This window comes from Desulfobaculum senezii (assembly GCF_054657395.1).
Map to the genome: position 1 here is coordinate 15,876 of NZ_BAAHYU010000003.1, position 26,958 is coordinate 42,833.

The 26,958-nt window shown below is 62.6% G+C and carries 18 protein-coding genes; 5 read left to right on the forward strand and 13 right to left on the reverse strand.

Annotated elements, in window-relative coordinates; genetic code table 11:
* Window positions 1-6: 6 nt before the first annotated feature.
* The 5 genes from ACYQ2T_RS09245 to ACYQ2T_RS09265 all read left to right on the forward strand — a co-directional run bounded on the left by ACYQ2T_RS09245 (window position 7) and on the right by ACYQ2T_RS09265 (window position 8,513).
* Window positions 7-618, forward strand: coding sequence for a CatB-related O-acetyltransferase (locus tag ACYQ2T_RS09245; protein WP_459900115.1), 612 nt, complete (start codon window positions 7-9; stop codon window positions 616-618).
* Between the two features lie 87 nt (window positions 619-705).
* Window positions 706-1,125, forward strand: a complete 420-nt coding sequence (locus ACYQ2T_RS09250) for a DUF2721 domain-containing protein (RefSeq protein WP_459900116.1) — start codon at window positions 706-708, stop codon at window positions 1,123-1,125.
* 289 nt (window positions 1,126-1,414) lie between these two features.
* Window positions 1,415-3,634, forward strand: a complete 2,220-nt coding sequence (locus ACYQ2T_RS09255) for a vitamin B12-dependent ribonucleotide reductase (protein ID WP_459901608.1) — start codon at window positions 1,415-1,417, stop codon at window positions 3,632-3,634.
* A 264-nt stretch (window positions 3,635-3,898) separates the two neighbouring features.
* A complete protein-coding gene (locus tag ACYQ2T_RS09260; RefSeq protein ID WP_459900117.1) occupies window positions 3,899-6,631 on the forward strand; it encodes a sensor domain-containing protein in 2,733 nt (910 codons plus the stop codon).
* Window positions 6,632-6,656: 25 nt separating this feature from the next.
* Window positions 6,657-8,513, forward strand: a complete 1,857-nt coding sequence (locus ACYQ2T_RS09265) for a PAS domain-containing sensor histidine kinase (RefSeq protein ID WP_459900118.1) — start codon at window positions 6,657-6,659, stop codon at window positions 8,511-8,513.
* A gap of 99 nt (window positions 8,514-8,612) precedes the next feature.
* Here the strand turns inward: ACYQ2T_RS09265 and zwf are convergent, their stop codons facing one another.
* The 13 genes from zwf to ftsE all read right to left on the reverse strand — a co-directional run bounded on the left by zwf (window position 8,613) and on the right by ftsE (window position 26,946).
* The gene (gene zwf / locus ACYQ2T_RS09270) at window positions 8,613-10,160 is read right to left on the reverse strand and encodes a glucose-6-phosphate dehydrogenase (protein WP_459900119.1); all 1,548 of its coding nucleotides are present in this window, start codon (window positions 10,158-10,160) and stop codon (window positions 8,613-8,615) included.
* 4 nt (window positions 10,161-10,164) lie between these two features.
* Entirely contained in the window at window positions 10,165-11,076 is a 912-nt protein-coding gene (gnd, locus tag ACYQ2T_RS09275; protein ID WP_459900120.1) for a phosphogluconate dehydrogenase (NAD(+)-dependent, decarboxylating), read from the reverse strand.
* Between the two features lie 467 nt (window positions 11,077-11,543).
* Complete coding sequence (locus ACYQ2T_RS09280) at window positions 11,544-14,585, reverse strand: DEAD/DEAH box helicase (RefSeq protein WP_459900121.1); 3,042 nt, start codon at window positions 14,583-14,585, stop codon at window positions 11,544-11,546.
* Between the two features lie 313 nt (window positions 14,586-14,898).
* A complete protein-coding gene (locus tag ACYQ2T_RS09285; protein ID WP_459900122.1) occupies window positions 14,899-16,224 on the reverse strand; it encodes an RsmB/NOP family class I SAM-dependent RNA methyltransferase in 1,326 nt (441 codons plus the stop codon).
* A gap of 6 nt (window positions 16,225-16,230) precedes the next feature.
* Window positions 16,231-17,091 carry a DUF116 domain-containing protein gene (locus ACYQ2T_RS09290; RefSeq protein ID WP_459900123.1) on the reverse strand — a complete coding sequence of 287 codons (861 nt, stop codon included), beginning with the start codon at window positions 17,089-17,091 and terminating at the stop codon, window positions 16,231-16,233.
* Between the two features lie 94 nt (window positions 17,092-17,185).
* Complete coding sequence (gene fmt, locus ACYQ2T_RS09295) at window positions 17,186-18,160, reverse strand: methionyl-tRNA formyltransferase (RefSeq protein ID WP_459900124.1); 975 nt, start codon at window positions 18,158-18,160, stop codon at window positions 17,186-17,188.
* A complete protein-coding gene (gene def / locus ACYQ2T_RS09300; RefSeq protein ID WP_459900125.1) occupies window positions 18,127-18,645 on the reverse strand; it encodes a peptide deformylase in 519 nt (172 codons plus the stop codon). The genes fmt and def overlap by 34 nt, the downstream gene beginning before the upstream one ends.
* Before the next feature lie 75 nt (window positions 18,646-18,720).
* A complete protein-coding gene (aspS, locus tag ACYQ2T_RS09305; RefSeq protein ID WP_459900126.1) occupies window positions 18,721-20,538 on the reverse strand; it encodes an aspartate--tRNA ligase in 1,818 nt (605 codons plus the stop codon).
* Window positions 20,539-20,613: 75 nt separating this feature from the next.
* On the reverse strand, window positions 20,614-21,864 hold the full coding sequence (gene hisS / locus ACYQ2T_RS09310; RefSeq protein WP_459900127.1) for a histidine--tRNA ligase: 1,251 nt from the start codon (window positions 21,862-21,864) through the stop codon (window positions 20,614-20,616).
* 266 nt (window positions 21,865-22,130) lie between these two features.
* Window positions 22,131-22,877 (reverse strand): class I SAM-dependent methyltransferase, encoded by a 747-nt coding sequence (locus ACYQ2T_RS09315; protein ID WP_459900129.1) that lies wholly within the window; start codon window positions 22,875-22,877, stop codon window positions 22,131-22,133.
* Window positions 22,878-23,521: 644 nt separating this feature from the next.
* On the reverse strand, window positions 23,522-25,186 hold the full coding sequence (gene ilvD / locus ACYQ2T_RS09320) for a dihydroxy-acid dehydratase (RefSeq protein ID WP_459900130.1): 1,665 nt from the start codon (window positions 25,184-25,186) through the stop codon (window positions 23,522-23,524).
* A 171-nt stretch (window positions 25,187-25,357) separates the two neighbouring features.
* Complete coding sequence (locus tag ACYQ2T_RS09325) at window positions 25,358-26,236, reverse strand: cell division protein FtsX (RefSeq protein WP_459900131.1); 879 nt, start codon at window positions 26,234-26,236, stop codon at window positions 25,358-25,360.
* Window positions 26,230-26,946, reverse strand: a complete 717-nt coding sequence (ftsE, locus tag ACYQ2T_RS09330; protein WP_459901610.1) for a cell division ATP-binding protein FtsE — start codon at window positions 26,944-26,946, stop codon at window positions 26,230-26,232. The genes ACYQ2T_RS09325 and ftsE overlap by 7 nt, the downstream gene beginning before the upstream one ends.
* Window positions 26,947-26,958 lie beyond the last annotated feature (12 nt).

Below are 26,958 nucleotides of genomic sequence, written 5' to 3' on the forward strand. Positions count from 1 at the left end.
CCGACCATGCCCAATCCGTTTGCCAGCCCCTTTGAGGGCTACGAGATACAGGACCACATCACCAACCCCAACATCACCGTGGGCCGGCGGAGCTATTACTCCGGCTACTACCACGGCTGCCACTTTGAGGAAAACGTGCGCTACCTCGCCCCGGACCGGGACGACGTGGACCGCCTCGTCATCGGTAGCTTTTGTTCCATCGGCTCGGGCGCGTCCTTTATCATGGCGGGCAATCAGGGCCACCAGATGAACTGGGCGGCGACCTATCCCTTCCACTACATGCCGCACTATCCGGACTGCCCGGACGGCTGGGTGCCGCGCGGCGACACCGTGGTGGGCAACGATGTCTGGATAGGCACCGAGGCCATGATCATGCCCGGCGTGCACATCGGCAACGGCGCCGTCATTGCCGCCCGCGCCGTGGTGACCAAGCATGTCCCAGCCTACGCCGTGGTCGGCGGCAACCCCGCCAAGCACATCCGCTACCGCTTCAATGACGACGAGCGGCGCATGCTGGACGAACTGGCATGGTGGGACTGGGACGACCAACGCATAAACGCCAACCTCGACCTGTTGTGCAGTGGCGATATCACCGCGCTGTACAAGGCCAACAGCTAGCCAACCGCACCCCGCCCGGCCCGCCCCGGGCAGGGTGCGCTTTCCCATACCACGCGCCCTGCGCCGCACCACCCACGGAGAACGCCCATGGACATCACCGTCACCACCCCTGCGCTTTTGTTTCCGGCCATTTCACTGCTCCTTTTGGCCTACACCAACCGCTTTTTGGCCCTTGGTGCGCGCATCCGCCAACTGCACGACATCTACTGTGAAAACGGCGGCGAGCATCTGCGCGAGCAGATAGACAGCCTGAAAAAACGCGTAGTGCTCATCCGAAACATGCAGGCGATGGGTGTGTTCAGCCTGTTTTTATGCGTGGTGTGCATGTTTGTGCTGTTTGCCGGGCAGGTCTTTGTGGGCAAGCTGCTCTTTGGGGCCAGCCTCGTGATGCTGATGCTCTCCCTGACATGGTCCATGCGCGAGATTTACATCTCGGTTCAGGCGCTCAATATCCACCTCAGCGACCTGGAAGAGGCCGCGCCAAAGACGCCTGGGCAAAACTCATAGCGCCCCCGCGCCACCTGTGCATTTCGCCGCCGCACCCGCTGCGGCGGCGCTGCTGTACCCACCGAATTCCACGGGTATGGGGAGAACCACAGCCAGAAAATTTTTCGCCAGCTATCCCGGGGCGTTTCCCTGTGGGAACCATCTCACTTGCCCGAGGGGGCTTTCCTTCACACGCCCTCTGAGGTAGCGTCTGCGGCGATAGGGCCCCCTCCCTCATCAGTGCAATTTCCATCAATTTTTCCGGAGTGAGACCGTGCTACAGAAGACGACACAGTGCAGCGCACCAGCCATGCCCGACACCATCCGCCCCGCAGCGGTCAACGACAATGCCGAGGTAGTCCTCAGCCGCCGCTACTACCGCAAGGACGCCGAAGGCAACCCCACGGAAAACGCCACCCAGATGTTCTGGCGCGTGGCCGCCGGCATTGCCGCCGAAGAAGCAAAATATACCGAATCCCCCTATACCCCGGACCAGCTGGCGCAGGAATTCTATGACCTGATGACCAGCTTCAAGTTTCTGCCCAACTCGCCGACCCTCATGAACGCGGGAACGGCCCTCGGTCAGTTGGCCGCGTGCTTCGTTCTGCCCGTCGGCGATTCCATGGAAGAAATCTTCGATGCCGTGAAGCACGCCGCGCTTATCCACAAGTCCGGCGGCGGCACGGGCTTTTCCTTCTCACGCCTGCGGCAGAAGGACGCCGTGGTGGGCTCCACCGGCGGTGTGGCCTCCGGCCCGCTGTCCTTTCTGCGCATTTTCAACACCGCAACGGAGCAGGTGAAGCAGGGCGGTACCCGCCGCGGCGCCAACATGGGCATCCTGCGCGTGGACCATCCAGACATCCTCGAATTCCTCTCCGCCAAGGAGCGCGACGGCGAGCTGAACAACTTCAACCTCTCCGTGGCGCTGACCGAGCGCTTTATGCAGGCTGTGGAAAAGGACGAGGACTACGACCTCGTCACTCCCCACACCCATGAGGTGGTCGCCCAGCTCAAGGCGCGCGACGTGTTCAACCGCTTGGTGTGCAAGGCGTGGGAATCCGGCGATCCGGGCATCATCTTCCTTGACCGCATCAACCGCGACAATCCCACCCCCGCGCAGGGCGAGATGGAAAGCACCAACCCCTGCGGCGAGCAGCCCCTGCTGCCCTACGAGGCCTGCAACCTTGGCTCCGTGAACCTTGCCCTCATGGTGCGCGGCGAAGGCGACAACATCGAGGTGGACTGGGACGAACTCAGGCGCGTGGTGCACATGAGCGTGCGCTTTTTGGACAACGTCATCGACGCGTCCAAGTACCCGCTGGACCGCATCACCGAAACCGTCCGCAAAAACCGCAAAATCGGCCTCGGCGTCATGGGCTTTGCGGACCTGCTGTTCCAGCTACGCATCCCCTATTGCAGTCAGGAGGGCCTGCAGCTTGGTGAGCAGGTGATGAAGTTCATCCGCGAGCAAGCCCGCGCCGCGTCCAAGAAGCTGGCCAAGGAGCGTGGCCCCTTCCCGGCCTATGATGAATCCATCTTTGCCGAGCAGGACCTTGGCCCCTACCGCAACGCCACCACCACGACCATTGCGCCCACGGGCACACTGTCCATCATTGCGGGCTGTTCCTCGGGCGTGGAGCCGCTGTTTGCCCTGTCCTTTGCCCGCCACGTCATGGACGGCGACAAGCTGGTGGAAGTGAATCCCTATTTTGAAGACGCCCTGAAGCAGGCCGGAGCGTGGTCGTCCTCCCTCATGGAAGAGGTCGCCAAAAAGGGCACCATCCGCGACATGGACTACCTGCCCGAAGACCTGCGCGGCGTGTTCGTCACGGCCATGGACTTTGCCGCGGAATGGCACCTGCGCATGCAGGCCAGCTTCCAGAAATACACGGACAACGCCGTCTCCAAGACCGTGAATCTGGCGAACTCCGCCACCAAGGACGACATCCGCGCCATCTATTGGATGGCGTACGAGATGGGCTGCAAGGGCGTCACCGTCTACCGCGACGGCTGCAAAGCCGTGCAGGTGCTCTACACCGGCGACAGCGCCCCCGGCGACGTGCAGGAAGAGGAAATCGTCCGCGAAAGGCCCGACGTGGTCTACGGCTTTACCCAAAAGATCGAAACAGGCCTTGGCGCCATGTACCTCACCATCAACGAGGTGGACCACAAGCCTTTTGAAGTCTTTGCCACCATTGGCAAGTCCGGCCGCTCCATCACCGCCAAGGCCGAGGCCATTGGCCGTCTGGTGTCACTGGCGCTACGCTCCGGCATCTCCGTACGCGCGGTGGTGCAGCAGCTCAAGGGCATTGGCGGCGAACACCCGGTGTTCCGCAAAAAGGGCATGATCATGTCCATCCCCGACGCCATCGCGTGGGTGCTGGAGCAGCGCTACATCACGCAGGATGAATCGCCCGTGACCGGCGGCGACGACCTGTTGGCCCCCTCCTGCCCCGAATGCGGCGCGGAGCTGCACTTTCAGGAAGGGTGCTTCCTGTGCGGCGCGTGCGGCTACACCAAGTGCGGCTAGCCCCGCCACCCTCCACACATTCAAAAAGCCCCCGGACCACGGTCCGGGGGCTTTTTTGCGCCGCATCCACCTGCCGCGCCATGGGGCCATACGCCCCGGCCAACGCACTTATCCCCCGAAAAACGCCACCACCAGCGCAGCATCACCTTTTGGAGAACGCTCCAACACACCGTCGCTCTTTACAAAACACATTGCACAATCCAATCGGTCTAGCGTATACAGGAAGGCATATATCCATCTGCCACCTCAGCCCCACAGGATGCTATGGGTACCGACAACACTCCAGGCCACTGTACAGAGCATGTCGTCCACTGCCACGATGAGCTCCAAACCCTGCGGCAACGCTATGCCCGTCTGCGGCGGGAGCACGACGACCTGCTCCGCCTCATGCAGCACGGCCAAACCACACGCATTCCGGCGTGGCTGCCATCGGTGGTGGAGCATTCCCCAACGCTTGTTCTGGTCACGGACCTTGAGGGGACGGTTGAATACGCCAACCCCATGTTCTGCGATATTTCTGGCTTTTCCACTGACGAAGTGGTGGGGCAGAGCGTTTTTACCCACACCTCCAAAATGCTGCCCCCGGCGGAGCGCGACCGGATGATGCGCGCCCTTGTTCACGGGCGCGAGTGGCGCGGGCTTCTGCGCCAGTGCAAAAAAGACGGCGAGTGCTACTGGCTGGACGCCGTCATCCGCCGGCACGACAATCCCGACGGCACCGCCAATCTCGTAGGCATTATGGAGGACGTGACCGAGCGCCTCAACACCCGCAGCGAAGGCCTCAGCAACGAACGCCGCCTCGGGCTGTTGTACCGCATTGCCAACGTGGTCAACGTTTCGCCCTCCATCGACGAGCTGTTTCCCACCATCCACCGCATTCTGCTGGAATACATCGCCGCACCCAACTTTTACATTGCCCTCATCGACAAGGACAACGACCGCCTCGTCTTTCCCTACTACATGGACGAGATGGAATCCTTTTTGGAAATCCGGGGCATCAGCGACCCCGCCACCAAAAGCCTGACGCTGGACGTCATCCGCTCCGGCAAGCCACTGCTCATCAATGCACAGGACGTAGACGCGGGCGGCGACGGCCTGCGCGAGGGCGTTTCAGGCGTGGTGGGCACCATGAGCGCGGTATGGCTGGGCGTTCCCCTCATGGTCAGCGGCACAATCATCGGGGCCATGGCCATTCAGGACTACCACAATCCGCATCAGTACACCGAGCAGGACGCCGACCTTTTGGCCGCCATCTCCGGGCAGGTGGCGCTGTCCATTGAACGCATCCGCATGGAGGACGCCCTGCGCTGCTCCGAAAAGCGCTACCGCACCGTGTCCGACTCCGCCTTTGGGCTGGAGACGTGGTGCTCGCCGGGCGGGCGCATGCTGTATGTGTCCACCTCGTGCCTCCGGCTCACGGGCTACGCCGAGAAGGACTTCCTCGCGGACCCGCAGTTTATGCTTGGCCTGTTGCACCGCGACGATGTGCCCATCTGGACCCAGTTCATGGAAACCGACGAGCACTCGGACACGGACTCCATCGACGTGCGCTTTTTCCGCAAGGACGGGCGCATGCGCTGGCTGAATGTGGTCTGCCGCAGCGTCTTTGACGACGACGGCTCCCCCCTTGGCGTCCGCTGCAGCATGCGCGACATCACGGACCGCAAAAGCTTAGAGCGCCGCCTCAGCTACGAATCCCTGCACGACACCCTCACAGGCCTCGCCAACCGCGAACTCTGCCTTGACCGCATCCGGCAGGTTTTGGCGCGCTCCAAGCGCCGCCCTGACTACCACTACGCCGTGGTCTTCCTCGACATTGACCGCTTCCGCGTCATCAACGACAGCCTCGGCCACGCCTTTGGCGACAGCGTCCTGCGCGAAACAGGCCTGCGGCTTTTGCACTGCGTGCGCAGTCTGGACACCGTGTGCCGCTTTGGCGGCGACCAATTCATCCTGCTCCTCGACGAACTGGAATCCCCGCGCGAGGCCATTACCGCCGTGCACCGCGTGCGCGCAGCCCTTGCCAAGCCCCTGACCATTGGGGACCGCTCCATCCGCCTGACGGCCAGCTTCGGCATCGTCCTCAGTCAAACCGGATGCACCCAGCCCGAAGAAATTTTGCAAAACGCCAACATAGCCCTGTATGAAGCCCGGCGCGAAGACCGCCGCAACCACATCAAGGTCTTCACCACCCGCATGCGCGAGCGCGCCGCGCGGACCATGTTCTTTGAAAACGACCTGCGCCGCGCCATCCAAAACAAAGAATTCTACGTCCTGTACCAGCCCATCCTGTCCATCAAAACCGGCGAAGTCGTCGGCTTTGAGGCCCTATGCCGCTGGCGGCATCCCATCCACGGCGAAATTCTGCCCAGCGACTTCATCCCCCACGCCGAGGACACCGGCGACATTATTGACCTTGGCCTTTTGGTGTTGCGCCAAGCCTGCGCCACCATGGCCGAGTGGCAGGCCGCCTACCCCTCGCGCGCAGATCTGGTGCTGTCCGTCAATCTTTCCGCCGTGCAGTTTTCCCAGCCAAGCCTTGTGGACCAGATTACCTGCATCCTCGACGAAACAGGCCTCACCCCCTCGTGCCTCAAGCTGGAAATCACCGAAACCGCCATCATGCGCAATGCCGAAAGCGCCCTTGTCATGCTCAAGCGGCTCAAGGCGCTGGGCATTCAACTCTCCATCGACGACTTTGGCACAGGCTACTGCTCGCTGTCCTATCTCTTGCAATTCCCGGTAAATACACTCAAGGTGGACCGGTCCTTCATCGTGGACATGAGCAAGGGGAGCCAAAACACCGAAATTGTGCGCATTGTTCTCGCCCTTGCCCGGACCATCGGCCTCGACGTTGTTGCCGAGGGCGTGGAGCAGGCCGACCAGCTCGACCTGCTCAAAGGACTAAGCTGCGATTTCGTGCAGGGCTTTTATTTTTCCCGCCCCCTCGAATCCACCGCCGCCAAAGCCCTCATCGCTGGAGCGCGCACCAGCTGACACCTTCAGCCACCAGTAGCTCCCTATGGCCTTCCGCTTCCCAGACGGGCTGTCCCTTTCATCGCTGACAGACACCGAAAGACAACTCCTTTCCGCCGTGATGGACAACGCGCAGCTAGGCATCATCGTCTTTGATGCTGAGGCAAAGCCGCTTTTTGTCAATGCCAGCTTTACGGCCATGACGGGCTATACCCTTGCGGACCTTACCCCCCTTGGCGCATGGCTGCACCGGGCCTATCCCGACCCCACGCTGCGCCACCGCCTGCTGCATCTGTGGCGCGAGGACCGCACCCGCTCCTTTGTGGAGCGCGAGCATCCCCTCACGTGCGCTAACGGCGAAACACACATCATCAATTTTCGGCTCATCAATCTGCCCTCGGGCCTGAAGCTGGCCACCCTTGTGGATGTGACAGCCAACAGGCGCTACGCGCATATGCTGGCCACCAAGGAACTCTTCCTGCGCAAGGTTTTCGAGACACTCAACGACGGCCTCGCCCTGACAGATGCGGACCAAACCGTCATTGCCGTCAACCAAAGATACTGTGAAATCATGGGGAAACAGCGGGCGGAAATCCTTGGGCGGACGGTGCTGGACTACATTGACGATGGCCTGAGCGCCACAACGCGCGCCACCATCCGCGAGCAACTCCAAACCCGCGCCGCAGGCAAGGCCGATGTCTACGAAATTGACTTCCGCCGCAGCAACGGGCGCAACGTCCACTGCCTCATCTCCGCCGCGCCGCTGTTTTCCGAAACCGGCCACTTCAACGGCAGTGTCGCCGTGGTCACGGACGTCACCCGCGTGCGAGAAATGGAGCGCGCCCTCACCGAAAGCGAAAAGCGCTACCGCGCCATCGTGGAGGACCAGACGGAATACGTCTGCCGCTTCCGCCGCAGCGGTACGCTCACCTACCAAAACCGGGCCATGCAGAACCTGCGCCTTGCCTCGCAGGCCCCGCCGTCCACATTTTTCGACCTCATCAGCAAGCAGGACCGGGGCGCGGTGCGGCGTGGTGTCTCCGCGTTGTGCGGGGCATGCCCCATCGTCACCTGTCAGACCAGCCTCACCACGGCAGACAACACCATGCGGCATTTGGAATGGAACGTCCGCATCATTTTCAACGACGACGGCTCCCCCGCGGAATACCAAGCCGTCGGGCGCGATGTGACCCGCCGCGTGCAGTACGAGCAGCGCCTGAAGGAAAATGAAAAACGCCTGCGCATTCTCTCGCGCCGCTTTTTTCAGGCGCAGGAGCAGGAACGCCAGCGCCTTGCGCGCGAACTGCACGACGACGTGGGACAGACCCTTGCCGCCGTCAAATACGCGGTGGAAAATGCCATTCTCGACGTTGCCCCCGTGGCGGACGAAGCCAGCGTAAAGCCCCTTCGCAGCGTGGTGACCCTCACCCAAGGCCTCATCGACAAAATCCGCAACATTCAGGCGGCGCTGCACCCGCCAAGCATTGAGGACCTTGGCCTCATCACGTCCATGAACGGCTTCTGCGCAGAATACGAAAGCATTTATTCCCACGTGCTGGTGCAAAAGCGCATAGAAATAGAGGAAGCCGACATCCCGCCCAGCCTCAAGGTGACCTTCTACCGCATCATGCAGGAGGCCATGAGCAACGCCGCCCGCCACAGCGGGGCCAGCGTGGTCTGGCTAACCCTCGCCCACGAGGACGCCGCCCTTGTCCTGCGCATCCGCGACAACGGCTGCGGCTTCTCCCTCAGCACCGACGCCATGCGCGAGCGCATCACCACAGGCATGGGGCTGGAAAATATGCGCGAACGCACGGAAATGAGCGGCGGCGACTTTGGCATTTTTTCCCAGCCCGGCAAGGGCACCGTTATTCAGGCCACATGGGACGCCGCAAACGGGTAGGGCGCCCTGTTTTTCCCGCAACGCAAAACGGCCCGGACAAATTTTGTCCGGGCCGTTTTGTTTCCGCCTAGTGGACCAGCGTCACCGCATGGCGCCGCCCTAAAACAGCGTCCGCACCGTCTTAAGGCTGGCCTGTGGGCCCCACGAGCCAGCAGGGTAGGGGTGCAGGTGCTCCTCCGCGTCGCCGCAGGCTTCGCACAAATCAAGAATTGGCGTCAGGTAGCCCCAGCACGCCTCCACGCCATCCTGCCGCCAAAACAGCGTCTGGTCCCCAAGCATACAATCCAGAACCACCTTTTCATACGCATCCAGCCCCGTTCCCGAGGCCTCGGCGGAAAAGTCATAGCGCATGGTCACGGGCCGGAAGCACAGCTGCGCCCCCGGCACCTTGGCCTGAAATTGCAGCGAAATGGCATTATCCGGCGCCACATCCACCACCAGCCGGTTGGGCGCCATATCCCCCTGCGCCACCTCACGGAACATGGAGTGCGGCACATCGCGGAATGTAATCACAATGCGCGTCAGCTTTTCCTGCAGCCGCTTGCCGGACATGATGTGAAACGGCACCCCCTGCCAGCGCCAGTTGTCCACATACGCCGTGAGCATGGCAAACGTCGGCGTTATGGATGAGCCGGAGACACCACGCTCCTCGCGGTAGGCGGGCACCTCGCGCCCATCCACCACACCCCGCGCGTACTGCCCCAGCACCAAATGCTCCCGCAGCCGCTCCGGCGCAAAGGGGCGCAGTGCCCGGTACACCTTCACCTTTTCATCGCGCACCCGGTCCGCCTCAAAGAGCGCGGGCGGCTCAATGGCCACAAGGGACAAAATCTGCATCATATGGTTCTGGAACATATCGCGCAGGACGCCCGCGTGCTCATAGTATCCAGCCCGGTGCTCCACTCCTATCTTCTCCGACGATGCGCAGGTAATGGACGCAATATACCGCCGGTTCCAAATCGGCTCGAACACCGCATTCCCAAAGCGAAACAGCAAAATATTCTGCACGGTTTCCTTGGCAAGGTAGTGGTCTATGCGAAAAATCTGATGCTCGGCAAAGGCCTCGTGCAGGGTGGCGTCCAGCGCGCGGGCGCTTGGCAGGTCATGCCCAAAGGGCTTTTCCACCACCAGCCGCGCGTACGCCTCTTCTGTTTCGCGGGCGAGGCCGCTCCGGCCAAGGTGCTCGGCAATGGTGCCATACACCGCAGGCGGCGTTGCCAAATAAAACAGGCGGTTGCCGCCATCTCCGCGCTCCGCCTCCCACTGGCCAAGGCGCTCGGCCAGCGCGCCGTATTCCTTGGGGCTGTCATACTGCAACTGGTGGTAGTGCAGGTTCTGCGCGCACTGGTCCCACAGGTCTTCTTCAAAAATATCGGCATCCTCAAGCGCCTGCTTCATGCGGCGGCGGAACATGGCGTCATCCATGCCGGAGCGCGCCACGCCCACCACCGTGCTTCGCGGGTCTAAGAGCCCACCACGCAGCAGCCGAAACAGCGCCGGGAACAGCTTGCGCGCCGTCAAATCCCCAGACGCACCAAAGATGACAAGTGAGCACGGCGCAGGAGCGCCCCCACGCGCGCACTCGCCATGGGTCAGCGCCGAGGGCGAAAATGCACGCCCAAGTGCAGACGACGAAACACTGTCCACAGCACTACTCCTTGTTCGGACGTTTTACCGCGTGCCCGCCAAACTCAGCGCGAAGCGCCGCAAGCAGCCGGTCCGCAAACGAATTCTCCTGCCGCGAACGGAAGCGCTCCATGAGCGCCAGCGTCAGCACCGGCGCCGGGACAGCCGCGTCCACAGCCTCAGCAACAGTCCAGCGCCCTTCGCCCGAGTCCTCCACGAACGCGGCCACATCCTCAAGGCGCGCGTCCCCGGCAAAGGCCGACTCCGCCAACTCCAGAAGCCACGAGCGGATAACGCTCCCCTGATTCCACAGCCCCGCAACGCGCGAAAAATCCATCTCCTCGCCATAGCGCGAGGCCTCCAGCAGCGCAAAGCCCTCGGCATAGGCCTGCATCATGCCGTATTCAATGCCGTTATGGATCATCTTCACGAAGTGCCCCGCGCCGTGACCGCCGCAGTGCAAATAGCCATCCTTGGGCGCAAGGGTTTCAAGGAGCGGCGTCAGGTGCTCCACATCAGCGGCGTTGCCGCCAAGCATCGTACAGTAGCCAACCTCCAGCCCCCAGATGCCGCCGCTCACCCCGGCGTCCACGTACCGCAGGCCATGCCCGGCCAGATTCGCCGCGCGCCGGATGTCATCATGGTAGCGCGAGTTGCCGCCGTCCACGATGATGTCCTCCGCGTCCAGCAGCGGAATCAGCACGTCAATATGGTCATCCACAGTCTGCCCCGCAGGCAACATAATCCACACCACGCGCGGCCGCTCCAACTGCTCCACCAGCTCCTCAAGGGTATACGCCCCCGCCGCCCCGGCAGCGCGGATGTCATCCACCCGCTGGGGCGTGCGGTTATACGCCACCACAGCGTGCCCGCCGCCAAGCAGCCGCCGCGCCATGTTCATGCCCATGCGGCCAAGGCCAACCATACCTATCTGCATAAGTCCTCCATATGCATCTCCATGTGCGCCGCGCAGCACAGCGCGCCGACTTCGTGCGTTTGGTTCAGCATAGCAGGAAGCAAGAGGGCTTGAAATGGGAGAGCAGGCGCAGGGGGGCGCGGGGGAGGAGAACAGGCCCAAGGAAGGGGGGAGGGGGCCAGAGTTTTTTGCTCCGCAGGCCTAAGGGCCGGGGGCCCTTAGGGATCCCATTTGCGCACATGCCGGGTGCGAGTGGATGCGGCAGTCGTCACCCCTGACGGCTCTCGTCCGTGTGGATGTTTTTTTGGGGGGGGCGTTGGCGCTGAGTGAATACCGGTGAGAATCCCTGTTGGGGCGTGGGGAGAAGAGAAAGGCGGAAGGCCCGCCCACCCCTATTTTCTGGAGCGGCTTCCGCTCCAGAAAATCCTAAGGATTGTTAAGGAAATTATTTCCTTAACCCGCCGGAGGCACTCTTCCTCTTCCCGTACCTACCCCGGCAACACCGACCAATCCACGGGCAGGCGGACGTCTCTTTTCGCTTTATTACGGAAGAGCAGATAGCCGTGCTCGGCGCCGTAGCGGTAGAGATCGCGTGTGACAGCGACGTCCTGTTTGCAGTAGGCGACAATATCGTCGATGCGACCTTCCTTCCACCACTTGAGGGCTTGCAGGCCGTCGGCGGATTTTTGCGCGCCAAGGGTGGCCTGCGCCAGATGGTCGAGGGACAGGCGGTAGCCAAGGCGGCGGTGCACGTGTTCCAGCAGGTCGATGGTCGTCAGCGTGCGGAAGTCAAAATCCGTGTAGCCCGTGAGCACGGTGTAGTCGAAGCGCTTGATGTTGAAGCCGACGACGAAGTCATAGCCTTGCAGGTCGTCAATAAGCTGGGGGATGTCGTCCTCCAGATAGGACAACGTCTCGTCGGCGGCGGAGTCGTACACGCACACGCAGGAGACCCCCATACGGTACGCCTTGCCCCACCCGCCGACCTCCTGCGCGGAGCGCTGGGTTTCGAGGTCGAGCACGGCGTAGCGTCCGTTGCCCTGTTCGGCGGCAGAAGCGCGGGGCGCACTGGCGGCAACGGGGACTGCCGGTCCTGCTGGCTCATCGGACGCAGACGCGGATGAAGAGGGGGCGGGGGTGGTCTGACCGTTGGCTTTAGGCTTCATTGTATTACGCTCCGTAGTCGTTTTGTCATCAGTGCCCGGCGCATCCTCCAGTGTCAGATTCTGAGGACGCGGGGCAGCCTTGATGGCGCGCAGAATAAAGAGGGACGCGGCTTTGTCGATGGGGCGGTTGCCGGAGCCGCACTTGGGGGAATGCACGCAGGAGGGGCACCCGAGTTCGCACTCGCAGTCTGCGACGACCGAAAGAGTCCGCTCAATAAGTTCCTCGGCGGTGTCAAAGGCCTGCCGCGTCAACCCAACGCCGCCGGGCACGCCGTCGTAGACAAACACCGCTGCGCCGCCGACTTGCTGATGATAGGGCGTGGAAATGCCGCCAAGGTCGTTTCGGTCCGTCATGACGAGCAGCGGCAGAATGCCAATGGCGGCGTGTTCCACCGCATGGATGCCGCCCATAAAGTGCAGATACTCGTCCTCGGCCTTGCGCTGAATCTCGCGCGGGATTTCTATCCACAGGCCGTCGGTCTCAAACGTGAGGGGCGGCAGATCCAGCGGGACAACGGTCATGAGCTTGCTGCCGCGAATGCGCCGCTTTTCATAGCCCTTTACGGTCTGCGTTACGCGCAGGCGTCCCACAAACACCCGGCAGCCGTAGGCCGCACGCACGCCTGTGGTGGATAAAATTTCCGTGGTCTTCTCACTGCGCACGCGGGTGTAGTAGTCCACCTTGGCCGGGCGCACGTGCACAGCGCCGCCCTCCACATCCAGCTTGTCCACCACATAGGACCGGCCGCGGTGCAGATACACCGCGCCGGTGTAGGTCTCCGTAAAGGCGCGGTGTTCGTCGATGTCGCCAATGCTGACCTGCCCCTCGCCGCCGGCTTCCTCAAGGGAATCATGCCCCGTAACAATCTGAAAGGTCCGGCTGGAACCGCGTAGGCTGATTTCGCGGTGCGGGCGCTTGCGGTGGGAGTAAATATCACGGCCATCCGCACTGCGCAGCAGTTTGCCTTCGGCCTCAAGGCGCGCAACCTGCTCGGCCATGCCCGGTTCGGCAAGCCACGGCTCGTCAGGCGACAGCGGCAACTCCGCCGACGCGCACACAAGGTGCTTTTCTACAATGACCGGATTAACCGGGTTCAGCACCGCATTCTCGGGCGGACGCGCGAAGAAGTCGCGCGGGTTCTTCATAAAATACTGGTCCAGCTGATCCTCGCCCGCAACAAGGGCCACGGCGGATTCTTGCTGGGCGCGGCCAACGCGCCCCCCGCGCTGCAGGGTGCTCATGATGGTGCCGGGGTAGCCCACCAGAATGCACAGGTCCAGATTGCCGATGTCGATGCCAAGTTCCAGCGCGCTGGTGGATACGACGGCCAACAGCTCGCCGGAGGCCATGCGCTCCTCAATATCGCGCCGCTCCTCGGGCAGAAAGCCAGCGCGGTAGGCGCTGATGCGGTCCCTGTAGCGCCCGGCGCGCTGGGAGGCCCACATGGAGATAAGCTCCGTCATCTTGCGCGACTGGCAGTAAACAATGGTCCGCATGCCGCGTGCAAGGGCGGCCTTCAGGAGATGAATAGCCACCTGCGAGGGGCTCTCGGCCATGGTCAGGGCCGGATTCACAAACACAAAATGCCGCGAACCCTGCGGCGCGCCAGACTCGGTAACGGTCTCGACGTCCAGCCCGGTAAGGTCATGCGTCAGCTGGCCGGGATTGCCCACCGTGGCGGACAAAAATGCAAAGGACGGGTTCGCCCCGTACCGCGCGCACACGCGCCGCATCCGGCGGAAAACCTGCGCCATGTGCGAGCCAAGCACCCCGCGATAGGTGTGCACCTCGTCCACCACCACATGGGTCAGCCCCGCCCAGAATGCGGCCCACCGCTCATGGTAGGGCAGCATGGACAGATGCATCATCTCCGGATTGGTCATGAGCACATGAGGTGGATTATCGCGAATTTTCTTACGGAACCACTGGGTGGTGTCGCCGTCGTAGATGCGGGCTTCGGGCCGGTCGTCGCCGGGCCATGGGGCCACAAGCTCGTTGAAGCCCTTCAACTGGTCCTGCGCAAGGGCCTTGAGGGGGAAAAGATACAGCGCGCGGCTGTCGGGGTTGGAAAGCACCTGTTCGATGACGGGCAGGTTGTAGATGAGCGTTTTGCCGCTGGCCGTTGGGGTGGCGGCAACCATACTGCGCCCACTGCGCAGAATATCCATGGCGCGGGCCTGATGAGAATACAGCTGCGTGATGCCGCGCCACGCCAGCAAGCGCTCCACAGTGACGGGCCATGGGCGACGGCACGCCGCCGTGACGGCGGGGCGTCCCTCCACAACCTGATGGTGGACCACAAGTTGGCCCAGCTGTTTGGAATCCTTGAGGGCCTGAATATATTCGCGGACGTCTGCTGCCATTCTCTCTCCCCGGCGCACTGCGCCGAGGGACAATCCTTACTGCGCCCGGGGCCTGAGGGCAAGGGGGCAAAGGCCTTCCGCCCCCTTCACTGCAGGAGGACAAATCCCCAAATCGCCCCGCCGTTTCACGCGAAACACTCCTCAGCCACTGCGCGAAGGGCGGAAGCGCACCCCATGGGCGGGACAAGCGAGGCGGGCAGGGCGTCCACCAAGGGGCGCCCCACGCCGTAGCCAGAGCAGGGCGCCCAAACACAAAGCGCCGCCCACCTCAGTAAGGCGGGCGGCGCAAAAGAGCGAGAAAAGGCGCGAGGCACTACATCTTGCGGAATGTCGCGCCAAAGAAGAACTCGCCGAGGGGGGTATCCTCCGGCGTGCGGAAGCGCGTCATCAGGGCGGCGTCCTTGGCGCGGCGCAGGAAGCCCTCCACCTGCTGCTCATTCTCCTGCGGAGTCATGGTGCAGGTCACATAGGCCAGCATGCCGCCGGGGGCGACGGCCTGCCACGCCGTGTCGAGGATACTGGTCTGGAGCGCGGCAAGTTCCGCAAGGTCCTTGCGCGTACGGCGGTACTTGGCATCCGGGCGGCGTGACAGCACGCCAAGGCCGGAGCACGGCGCGTCAACCAGCACCACGGGAAAAGGCTCGGCAAAGGGCGCGGGCTCGTCCGCGCGCGCCTGCGCCACGGTCACGTCGTCAATGTCCTTGCCCGCCAGCAGGGCGCTGAGGCCACGCAGACGGGCAGGGCTTGGGTCGCTGGCCACAATGGGGCCGCCCCCAAGGCTGTGCAGAAAAAGGGCTTTGCCGCCACGGCCACAACAGGCATCCCATAAAGGGCGGGGCCAGTCCTTGGCGCCAAGGGCCAGCATGGCCTCCTGCCCTGCAGCGCTCTGGCGCACGGCAAAACCATCGCGCTCGGCGCTCAGGGCCTCGGGCGTGGGGGCGCGCATGGCAAGGCCGGTGCCCATGGTGGCGAGGCAATCCTCCTGCGCCGCAAGCTGCTCATGCGCCGCCCGCGAGGCAGGGGAGGAAAAATCGAACCGCAGACCAAGGGCCGGCGCCTTCACCGACGCCGACAGCAGGGCAATGGCCTTGCGTTCGCCGTAGGCCTTGCGCCACAGCTTCACCAGCCACTTGGGGCAGGAGTAGTAGCGGCTAAGGAAGGTATCCCGGTCCGGCTTGTCCTGCCGGTAGTAGTCATGGGAGGTCGCCTCGGCTCCTAGGCGGCTCACGGCGCGCAGGACGGCGTTGGCAACGCCAGACAGCTTGGGCGTGATGTCCTTTTTCACATGCGTGACGCACCAGTCCACGGAGGCGTAGGCCGGAACGCGGTCGAGCATAAGAATCTCGAACGCGGCCACGCCAAGGGCGAGGCGCATGCGCCGGGGCGTTTTGCCGGGGGACTTCAGATGGGAGTCGAGGATAAAATCAAGGCGCAGCCGCAAGCGCAGATAGCCATAGGCCAATTCCGTCGCCAGCGCGGTGTCGCGGGCGTCAATGCCGCCTGCGTCCCTGAGGGAGGTGATGGCGGCATCAAGGGCCGCCTGAATGTCAATGCCCTGATCAAGGCAAGCCGTCAGAGCGTCGATTGCCGCCAGTCGTGCTGGCGGCAATTGAGGTCGATATTTTCGTTTTTTGGTCATGATGGGTTACGCACCCGCCTCAGCCGTGGTGGAAAGAGGCTTCAGCGTGGGTGAAGGTTCGGGGGGCGACACCATAAAGCGCTGGAGCGCCTTCTCCACCAGTGCGGTGGAGACCTGCGTATCCAGACACGGCCCGTGGGGGCGCTCGTTCATGACACCGTAGGTTGGGATGGGGTAGGTGTCCTGAATGCCGCTGGCGAGGTCGCGTTCACAGGCGACGGCCAAGATGAGTTTCGGCCGCGTCTGCACCACGATGCGCCGCGCAATGGTCCCGCCGGTGGCAATTGCCATATGCACGCCATACCGCTCGGAAAGTTCAAGAAGGTCTTTGATGGGGCATTTGCCGCACCGCTTGCAGTTGTTCATGTCATAGGTCAGCCGCATGTCGCAGCGGCTGTTCTGCAGGCAGTGGGGCAAAAGGAGCAAAATGTCATCGGCCTCGTAGCGCGAGGCCTCGTTCCGCACCAGCTCGTTATTCACCTTAATGAACGAGGAACGCACGCGCCGCTTGGATATGCCAAGGGCTTTGCCCAGCAGCACCATAAGCGGCAAAAACAGCTTGATGGTCAGGCCGTGAAGACGCCGCGTATACGGCAGACTGCGGCCCACAAGAATATTCAGCACAAGGCCCAGCCCAGCCCACAGCACGCCGCCAACGGCAACGGCCACAACCGCGCCCATAAGCCACGGCATAATGGGATGGATGGAGGTCAGCCCCACATAGGGCACGTACCACAGCAAAAGCAGCACAGCGCTCACAAGCACGGAGGCCAAAGAAATAAGACCGATGAACAGCCGCTTGCGCTCTCGGCTGACCTCTCGGTCCGTCGCGTCGAAATCCGTCAGGTCGTTATGCTGGTGGGTCATTCCTCTCCCTGCGCCCTTGGGGCTTGTACCGTGCTAGTGGCATGAATTCACTGACATACCACCAACAGGCCCGGCAAAAGTCAAGCTCCGGAGCCTACTCCGCGCAGCGGTTCAAGTAGCCGCAGCAGAAGCCTTCGGCCGTCATGCACTTCTTGCCGGCGGGCTTCACCGCAGCAGCAAGGTACACCTTGTCAGCGCAGGCAATGGCGAGCTTGCCGTCAACATCGCCGATGATGGTTCCCGGTTCGGGGTTGCCGTACTCCTCAAGGGAGGGGCCAACTTCGCCGGGAGTCAGGGCAATGCGCAGGGGCTTGTCACGGTCTGGCGCGCACCAGAAGAAGTACGCCCCCGGCCACGGATGCATGGCGCGGGCGCGGTTATGCACCTCTTGCGCGGGGCGGGTCCAGTCCAGCTGGCCCTCGCTCTTGGACAGCTTGGCCGCGTAGGTGGCCTTGTCCTCATCCTGCTTGATGCGGCGCAGCGTTCCGGCAACCATGGCGTCCAGTGTTTCCACCAGCAGTTTGCCGCCAAGCTCGGCCAGCTCGTCATGCAGAATTTCCGCGGTGTCATCCTTGCCTATGGCAAGAGCGCGCGCCTTCAGGATGTCGCCGGTGTCCATGCCCTTGTCCATCTGCATGATGGTCACGCCGGTCACATCGTCGCCATGTAAGATGGCGCGCTGGATGGGCGCAGCGCCGCGGTACTTGGGCAGCAGGGAGGAGTGCACGTTCACCGCGCCATGCGGAGCAATGTCCAGCACAGCCTGCGGCAGAATGAGACCATAAGCGGCAACCACCAGGACGTCCGGGCGCAGGGCGGCCAGTTCGTCAATGGCGGCGGAGTCCTTGAAGTTAACGGGCTGGTAGACGTCCCATCCCTGCTCAAGGGCCAGCTGCTTCACCGCGGAGGGCTTGCAGACCTGTCCCCGGCCACAGGGGCGGTCGGGCTGGGTGTACACGCCCACAATCTCACCGCCGTCCCACGCAGCAAGGTGCTCAAGGGACGTGCGGGCAAAATCGGGCGTGCCCATGAAAACTATGCGGAGTGGCGTTTTTTCTGTCGAACCCATTTTTTCACTTTCTTGTCGTACAAGGACCGCTTGAGGCGGCTTAAATGGTCGATGAACAGCACGCCGTCGAGGTGGTCGATCTCGTGCTGCAGGCAGATGGCCAGCAGACCGTCGGCCTCGATGTGGACAGGGTTGCCCTCAAGGTCGGTGGCGTCCACGGTGATGTTTTCCGCACGCGTGACCTTGCCACGCAGTCCGATAACGCTCAGGCAGCCCTCTTCGGACTCCACCTCGCCCTCGCGGGAAGTGATGCACGGATTCACGAGGATGCGCAGGTCGCTGCGGTCATTGGGGCCGGTGATGTCCACCACCACAAGGCGGCAGCTTTCGCCCACCTGCGGCGCAGCAAGGCCAATGCCGTCGCCTTCGTACATGGTTTCGGCCATGTCTTCGGCAAGGGCACGGATTTCTGGCGTAATCTCGGTAATCTCGGCCGCCTTTTCGGCAAGGACCGGCTCCGGATACGTGACGATTTCTCTTTTCATAGCAGTGTCCCGACGTGCCGGACGCCCGGGATGGGGTAGCGCTTCCGCCGCACAGGACGGCGGAAGCGATTCCGGCTAGTTGCTGGGTTTCTCCCGCAGCTTGATGCCAAGCTCGCGCAGCTGCGCGGTGGCAACGGGGCTGGGGGCTTCGGTCATCAGGCACGTCCCCCTCTGGGTCTTGGGGAAGGCGATGACCTCTCTGATGGACTTTGCGCCCGTCAGAATCATAATAAGTCTGTCCAGACCAAAGGCAATGCCTCCGTGCGGCGGAGCGCCATATTCCAGCGCCTCAAGCAGGAAGCCGAACTTCTCCTGCGCTTCCTCTTCGCCAATGCCGAGGGCCTCAAACATGCTGGCCTGCACTTCACTGGAGTGGATGCGGATGGAGCCGCCGCCAACCTCATGGCCGTTGATGACCATGTCGTAGGCGTTGGAGCGCACCTTGCCGGGATCGGTCTTCAGAAGCTCAATATCGTCCGGATGCGGGGCCGTGAAGGGGTGGTGCAGCGCCGCGTAGCGCTTGGACTCGTCGTCCCATTCCAGCAGGGGGAAGTCCGTCACCCACAGGGCGTTGATGGCTTTCTCGTCGATGAGGCCCATCTGCTCGCCAATGCGCAGGCGCAGGTTGCCCAGCGCCGCGTTGACCATATCCGCAGGACCGGCCTGGAAGAACACAATATCGCCCGGCTCAAGGCCAAGCGCCTCGGTGAGGCCCTTGCGCTCGTCGTCGGACAGGAACTTGGCAATGGGGGACTGCCAGTCGTCTTCCTTCACCTTAATCCACGCCAGACCCTTGGCGCCGTAAATCTTCACGAACTCGGTGTGGTCGTCGATTTCCTTACGGCTCATGGTGGCGCCGCCCTTGACGGTCATGGCCTTGACCAGCTCCGCCGTGGCAAACAGGCGGAACTCGGAGCCCTTCACAACGTCGGTGACGTCGGTGAGCAGCAGTTCAAAGCGGGTGTCCGGCTTGTCCACGCCGTACTTGTCCATGGCCTCGGCGTAGGTCATACGCGGGAAGGCCTCGGGCAGGTCCACGTCCAGCACGTCCTTGAACATGCGGCGGGCCATGCCTTCGCCCATCGCCATAACCTGCTCGTGGTCCACAAAGCTCATCTCGCAGTCAATCTGCGTGAACTCGGGCTGGCGGTCGGCGCGCAGGTCTTCGTCGCGGAAGCAGCGTACAATCTGGTAATAGCGCTCCATGCCTGCCACCATCAGCAACTGTTTGAACAGCTGGGGAGACTGCGGCAACGCATAGAACTGGCCCTGATTCACACGGCTGGGCACGAGGAAGTCGCGCGCGCCCTCGGGCGTGCTCTTGGTCAGGATGGGCGTCTCGATGTCGAGGAAGCTCAGCTCGTCCAGATAGCGGCGCACGCTCTGCATGGCCTTGTGGCGGATGATGAAATTCTTGGCCAGACGCGGGCGGCGCAGGTCGAGGTAGCGGTACTTGAGGCGCAGGTTCTCCGTCGCCTCCACACGGTCCTCAATGCCAAAAGGCGTGGTGCGGCACGTGTTCAGCAGTTTCCAGTCCGACACCACAACTTCAATCTCGCCGGTGTGCAGATTGGAGTTGGCCATGCCCTCGGGGCGCAGGCGGACGCGGCCCTTGATGGCAAGGACATATTCGGTGCGCAGGATGTGCGCGGTCTTGTGGGCCTCTTCGTTCTCCTCGGGGGAGAAGACGACCTGCGTCAGGCCTTCACGGTCGCGCATGTCGATAAAGATAAGGCCGCCGTGGTCGCGGCGGAACTGCGCCCAGCCCATAAGCAGGACTTCGTCACCCACGTTTGCCGCGGTGAGTTCGCAGCAGGAGTGGGTGCGCACCCAGTCGCCCAGCGGCTGGATGTATTGCTGATGCTCCATCTGAATATCAGAGGACTCGCTCATGAAAATTACCTACCCTTATAAGAAAATCTTGCGCCGGTGCATCCGGCGCAGCGTTGTCAGTGTACTACGGCGCGATTACTTTTTCGCGGCAAGGTGGGCGCACACGTCAGCCAGCGCCACGCGCTCCTGCTCGCCGCCCTCAAGGTCCTTCACCGTCACTTCGCCTGCGGCCAGCTCGTCCGTGCCAAGCAGCAAGCACCAGCGCGCGCCGGACTTGTTCGCGGCGCGCAGGCGGCTCTTCATGCTGCCCTTGGTGAATCCGGCTTCGCCGGACAGACCAGCGGCGCGCAGCGTCTGCGCCAGCGTCAGTGCGGGAGTGGACCCGTTTTCGTCCAGAACTGCTACGTAGAAGTCCTGCCCCTCGGTCTGCATATCGCCCAGCAGCAGCGCAAGGCGCTCCATGCCGATGCCAAAGCCCGTGGCAGGCAGGTCCGGACCGCCCAGCTGCTTGATGAGGCCATTGTAGCGGCCACCACCAGCAACAGCAGTCTGCGAGCCAATGTCCGAGGATGTCACCTCAAACGTCAGCCCCACGTAGTAGTCAAGGCCGCGCACCAAGCGCGGATTGTGCGTATACTCAACGTTCATGGCGTTAAGGATGCCCTTGATCTCTTCAAAGTCGCTACGGCACGAATCGCACAGGTGGTCCGTGATTTCAGGAGCGCCCTGGGTCAGTTCGCGGCACCGCTCGACCTTGCAGTCCAGCACACGCAGAGGATTGGTATCGACGCGACGACGGCAGTCGTCACAGAGTTCCTCCTTGTTCACGTGGCTGAAGAACTCCTTCAATGCCTCGCGGTGCGCAGGGCGGCAGTCATGACAGCCCAGCGAATTGATTTCAAAGGACAGCTTCCTCAGGCCCAGCGTGCGCAAAAACGCATTGAGCATCAGCAGAAGCTCGGCGTCCGCCTGCGGCTCGCTTGCGCCAATCATCTCCACATCCAACTGGTGGAACTGGCGCATGCGGCCCTTCTGCGGGCGCTCGTAGCGGAACATGGGGCCAAAGGTGAACAGCTTCGACACAGCCTGCGAGGCGTGGAGCTTGTTCTCAATGTAGGCCCGCATCAGTCCTGCGGTGGCCTCCGGGCGCAGCGTCAGGGAACGGCCCTTGCGGTCCGGGAAGGTGTACATCTCCTTCTGGACCACGTCCGTCTCCTCACCGATGGAACGGGCAAAAAGCTCCGTCTTTTCCATGATGGGGATGCGTACCTCGCGGTAACCGTAACGCGAGAAGACCTCGCGCGCGGTCCGCTCCATGAAGGCGAACTTGTCGCTCTCGGGCGAGAAGAGGTCTGCTACGCCCTTGATTTTTTGAATCTTGCTCATTGCTCTAACGTCGATTCGTTCAGGATTTGAAGGGACTCGGCGCACCCCTTGGATGCGCGCGGGCTAAGCCGATAGGCAGTAGTCCATACGCCGTGAAATGTCAAAAGCGTCAGCGTACGCAAACGCACCGCAAGACGCCCGCCGCGCGCCGCATTCGCACCGCGCAGGGCGCGCCCTGTACGGCGCCGCCAATGCACCACGCAACCTCGCCAATTCTATTTCGGAAGTTCCCGGCTCGCCGGGAGAAGCAGAAGTGCCCCGCGCCCCTACGTCGTTCCGCACGGACGCGCGCTAAAGGCCATCAGCGGCGTAAGCGGTTTGCCGCCAGTAAAATCAAGCCGCACAGCGCAAAATGCGCCAACACCATGCGGATACACCAGCCTGTTCAGCACCGTCCACGGCCGCCGCCCACGCCACGTTTTCGGCGGCCCCGGCAGCACGGACCCCGCCTCCTCCGGCAACACGCCAAGAGCATTGCCCAGCATCCGGCGCATATCCAGCGGCGAGAACCAGCGCGCCCGCGCAAGCCGCCCGCCACGCCCATTGCGCCCCGGACGGCCAACCAGCAGCCAATACAAGCTCCATTTATTCAAATAACACACAATCATACCGTGGCGCGTTACCCGCGCAGCCTCGCGAAGCACCGCCTCCGGGTCCTCGCAAAACTCCAACACGTTCATCACCACAGAAAATTCAAATTCGTTGTCGTCAAACGGCATATGGTCCGCCTGACCAACATGGTACGCCGCACGCGCGCCCATGCGCCGGCGCGCCGCGCCCAGCATCTCCGGTGCAGCGTCCAGCCCCGTCACATCAAAGCCAGACTCCCACATGGACTTCAACATCATGCCCGGGCCGCACCCAACATCAAGCAGGCGCTGCCCACGGCGCGGCCATGCAGAAACCAAACGCTCCACAAGGCGGCGCTCCTGCGAAAAGGCAAACGCCCCCTCCGCAGTCTCAAACCACTCCTCGTAGCTCGCAACAGCTTCCCTGTCCCAACGCTCCGACATTTCGCCTCCGATTCGCGCCCGCTTGAGGGCCTCAATTCCATGCCGATTCAGTCACTTCCCTCGGTTCTATGACAACTTCAACAGGAGCGCAATGCGCCCGCAATGTTCATCATCATAAGCCGGTGACGGTGGTGAAGCGGGGAGGCAGGAGCGAGCGTGGGAGAAGATTCGTCTCCGTGACTTGAGTTCGTAGGGCGTTCGGCCTGAAAAAACGACGGGGCTAAGAGATAAAGATAGCCTCCGGCGACTTAAGCTCTTAGGTTTCTCGGCCTGAAAGGGCGAGAAGCCTTAGAGATAAAGATAGCAGAGCTGGTTAAGGACTACTGTCCTTAACGATCCTGCGTGCGCACAGACCGGGTGGCTTTGTATGGAACTGTCGTCACCCCTGACGGCTCCCGTCCGTGTTGATGTGGATATTTTTTTGGGGGGCTTTGGCGCCATTTGAATACCGGTGAGAATCCCTGTTGGGAAGGGGAAGAACAAAAAGGCATAAGGCAGAAGACCCCGCCCACCCACCCCTATTTTCGGGGCGGCTTCCGCCCCGAAAATCCTGGGGATTCTCAAGGGTGTCACACCCTTGAGCCGCCGGAGGCAAAAAAAGAAGCTCCCCAAACACACTCTGGAGTGTTTGGGGAGCTTTCGAACTACATATCGTCCCGATACACACCGCCGCTGGCGGCGGAGGTGACGAGTCTGCTGTAGCGCTTGAGGATGGGCGACGTAATTTCTTTGGTGGGGTGCACCAGTTTGTCACGTCGGCGCGCGAGTTCGTCGTCATCGACGAGCAGATTCAGCTTGCGCTGAGGGATGTCGATTTCGATGGTGTCGCCTTCCTGCACAAGGGCGATGAGGCCGCCGTCTGCGGCTTCGGGCGACACGTGGCCGATGGCTGCGCCGCGGGTGCCGCCGGAGAAGCGGCCGTCGGTGATGAGGGCCACGGATTCGCCAAGGCCCATGCCGCCGATATTGGCGGTAGGGGAGAGCATCTCTCGCATGCCGGGGCCTCCGCGCGGGCCTTCGTAGCGGATGACGATGATTTCGCCGGGGTTGATGCTGCCGCCAAGGATGGCCGCGTTGGCGTCCTCTTCGCCGTTAAAGACGCGGGCGGGGCCGGTCTGCGTCATCATGGCAGGGGCAACGGCGGACTGCTTGACCACGGCCCCCTGCTCGGCGAGGTTGCCGCGCAAAATGGCAATGCCGCCTTGCTTGGCATACGGCTCGTCGTAACTGCGGATGACGGCGCGGTCTTTAGCCTTGGCGCCAAGGGCGTCGAGATTCTCGCCAACGGTGTGCCCGGTGACGGTGAGCGCGTCGCGGTGAATGTGGCCGTGGGCGTCAAGCTCGCTCATCACGGCGGGAATACCGCCCGCGCGGTGCAGGTCGTGAATATGGTTCGGCCCGGCGGGGGAGAGCTTGCAGAGGTTCGGAGTCTTGCGGCTGACGTCGTCAAAGATGGTCAGGTCCAAATCAAGACCGGCCTCGGCGAAGACGGCGGGCAGATGCAGGACGGTGTTGGTGGAGCACCCAAGGGCCATGTCCATGGCGACCGCGTTGGCAACGGCCTTTTCGGTGACGATGTCGCGCGGGGTAATGTTCTCGCGCACAAGGTCCATCACACGCGCGCCAGCGGTCTTGGCAAGGCGGATACGCTCGGCAGTGACGGCGGGAATGGTGCCGTTGCCGGGCAGGGCAAGGCCGATGGTCTCGGACAGGCAGTTCATGGAATTTGCCGTGAACATACCGGAACAGGAGCCACACCCCGGACAGGCGCACTGCTCCAATTCGGACAGCTCGTCCTCTGTCATTTCGCCGCGCTTCACGCGGCCCACGCCCTCAAACACGCTGATAAGGTCCGTATCGTCCACTCCGGCCATCATAGGGCCGCCGGACACAACAATGGCGGGGATATTCATGCGCAGCGCCGCCATGAGCATGGCGGGCACGATTTTGTCGCAGTTGGGTATGAGCACCAGCGCATCAAAGGGATGCGCACTGGCCATAATTTCAATGGAATCCGCGATGATTTCGCGCGAGGGCAGGGAATAGTACATGCCCTCATGGTTCATGGCGAGGCCGTCGCACACGCCAATGACCGGAAACTCCATGGGTGTGCCGCCCGCGGAGCGCACTCCGGCCTTCACGGCTTCGGCAATCCGGTCGAGGTGGATATGCCCCGGGACCACCTCGTTTGCAGCGTTCACCACGCCCACGAGCGGGCGCTGCATTTCGTCGCGCGTCATCCCCAGCGCGTACAACAGCGAGCGATGCGGAGCCTTCTCCAGCCCCTGCGTCATCTTTTTGCTTCGCATAGTCGGTATCCTTTCTCCATGCTGTGAATAAATTGGTTGCGTACCCAGCACGGTAGACAGGATGCGCCACGGGCGCAAGGGCGTTGTCCTCCGGCCCATAAAAAGCCGCCCCCGCGCGCCAATGCGCACGGGGGCGGTCTGTGCTGAAAACAGGCGGGAGCAGGGCGGGAATCAGTATTCCTTCACAGCCACCCAGCCACTGGCCATCCCCACAACGGAGGGGCCGACCACCATGGCAAGGCTCTGTGCCCACGACAGGTAGTGCACCTCCAAATGCAGGGGCGGCGTGGCGCAAAATTCCGCCAACGCGAGCTGCGCCCCGCGGAGGAGCACAAGGGCCAAGACACCCGCCACCACGCCAAGACTCGCCCCGCCAGCAAGGAGCGGAAGGCGAATATACCACCGCGCCGCGCCCACAAGATGGAGGATTGCCACCTCATCCCGCCGCGAAAGCATGGACAGCTTCATCGTATTCGCCACCAGCAGCGCCACCACAAAGGCAAGCAGCGCAATAAGCGGCCACAAGATGGTGCGCGAGAACGACGCCCACGAACTGGCAAGCTCTATCTGCAACGCGTCGTAATGCACGTCCACCACACCGGGCAGCGCCTGCAACTGCGCCAGCATATCCCGCGCAAAGGCGTCGGCATCGCCCGGCGGCGGAGAAAAGTGGAGGAGCGCCGTGGGCGGCAGGGGGTTGTCCTGCCCCAGCGCCTTGAGCGCCTGCGCGCCGTCAAGGGTCTCCCCAAGGTCGGCCAGTGCCTCGTCCGGCGTAAAGGTCTTCCACGATGTCAGGTGCGGCAGAGACTGAAGGCGCGCCCACGCATCCTGAACGGTCTGCGCGTCAGCCTCGGCGTTCCAGTACACCTGAAAGGCAAAGCGGCCCTTCACGTCCAAAAGCTCACGGTCCAGATTGCTCACCACCAACAAAAACAGCCCGCCAAGGAACACCGCAAGCGTCACGGCAAGAAGCGTCAGCGTCTGGGACAGGGGATTGCGGACCATATCCCTCAGCCCCCGGCATATCAGGCGAAACACGGTGCTCAGCATACCGGCTCCTCCTGCGGGGCAATGTCGCACACCGGCCCCCATTCGCCTGCCTGCGCCTCGCCAATGACCTGCCCGTCCGCAAGCTCCAGCCGCCGCGCATGCGGGACGGAGCGCACAATCTCGCGGTTATGCGTTGCAAGGATAATGGTCGTCCCAAAGGTATGAAACTGCTTAAAGACGTCCATCAAGTGCATAGCGAGGTCGAGGTCAAGGTTGCCCGTGGGCTCGTCCGCCAACAGCAGCTTGGGGTTCACCACGATGGACCGGGCAATGGCCACACGCTGCTGTTCACCGCCGGAGAGTTCCGCACACAGGCAGCGGCTCTTGCTGGAGAGATTGAGGCTCCTGAGCACGGCGTTGACGCGACGGTCGATGGTGCGCCGCTTTTCACCGCGCACCTCAAGGGGCAGGGCCACATTTTCCGCAACCGTTCTATCCGGCAACACGCGAAAATCCTGAAACACCACGCTCACCTGCCGACGCAGCTGCGGGAGCCGCGTCTTTTTCAGGCCTTTCAGCTGAAAGCCCGCCACCTCCGCCGCGCCGCGCGCCAGCGGAAGTGAGCCGTACAGGAGGCGCAGCAGCGTTGTCTTGCCCGCGCCAGACGGCCCCGTCAAAAACAGAAAGCCGCCTTTTTCCAGCGACAGGCTCACGTCCTTCAGCGCCCAGTGGGTGCCAAAGTTGTGCGACACACGCCGCACATCGACAATATTACCGCTCGA

Coding starts and splice junctions, on each gene's coding strand:
- ACYQ2T_RS09285 (WP_459900122.1), bottom strand. CDS start 16,224: ATGACCAAAAAACGAAAATATCGACCTCAATTGCCGCCAGCACGACTG.
- ACYQ2T_RS09265 (WP_459900118.1), top strand. CDS start 6,657: ATGGCCTTCCGCTTCCCAGACGGGCTGTCCCTTTCATCGCTGACAGAC.
- ACYQ2T_RS09290 (WP_459900123.1), bottom strand. CDS start 17,091: ATGACCCACCAGCATAACGACCTGACGGATTTCGACGCGACGGACCGA.
- ACYQ2T_RS09255 (WP_459901608.1), top strand. CDS start 1,415: ATGCCCGACACCATCCGCCCCGCAGCGGTCAACGACAATGCCGAGGTA.
- ACYQ2T_RS09280 (WP_459900121.1), bottom strand. CDS start 14,585: ATGGCAGCAGACGTCCGCGAATATATTCAGGCCCTCAAGGATTCCAAA.
- ACYQ2T_RS09325 (WP_459900131.1), bottom strand. CDS start 26,236: ATGCTGAGCACCGTGTTTCGCCTGATATGCCGGGGGCTGAGGGATATG.
- gnd (WP_459900120.1), bottom strand. CDS start 11,076: ATGCAGATAGGTATGGTTGGCCTTGGCCGCATGGGCATGAACATGGCG.
- ACYQ2T_RS09245 (WP_459900115.1), top strand. CDS start 7: ATGCCCAATCCGTTTGCCAGCCCCTTTGAGGGCTACGAGATACAGGAC.
- ACYQ2T_RS09250 (WP_459900116.1), top strand. CDS start 706: ATGGACATCACCGTCACCACCCCTGCGCTTTTGTTTCCGGCCATTTCA.
- fmt (WP_459900124.1), bottom strand. CDS start 18,160: ATGGGTTCGACAGAAAAAACGCCACTCCGCATAGTTTTCATGGGCACG.
- def (WP_459900125.1), bottom strand. CDS start 18,645: ATGAAAAGAGAAATCGTCACGTATCCGGAGCCGGTCCTTGCCGAAAAG.
- ACYQ2T_RS09260 (WP_459900117.1), top strand. CDS start 3,899: ATGGGTACCGACAACACTCCAGGCCACTGTACAGAGCATGTCGTCCAC.
- aspS (WP_459900126.1), bottom strand. CDS start 20,538: ATGAGCGAGTCCTCTGATATTCAGATGGAGCATCAGCAATACATCCAG.
- ACYQ2T_RS09315 (WP_459900129.1), bottom strand. CDS start 22,877: ATGTCGGAGCGTTGGGACAGGGAAGCTGTTGCGAGCTACGAGGAGTGG.
- ilvD (WP_459900130.1), bottom strand. CDS start 25,186: ATGCGAAGCAAAAAGATGACGCAGGGGCTGGAGAAGGCTCCGCATCGC.
- hisS (WP_459900127.1), bottom strand. CDS start 21,864: ATGAGCAAGATTCAAAAAATCAAGGGCGTAGCAGACCTCTTCTCGCCC.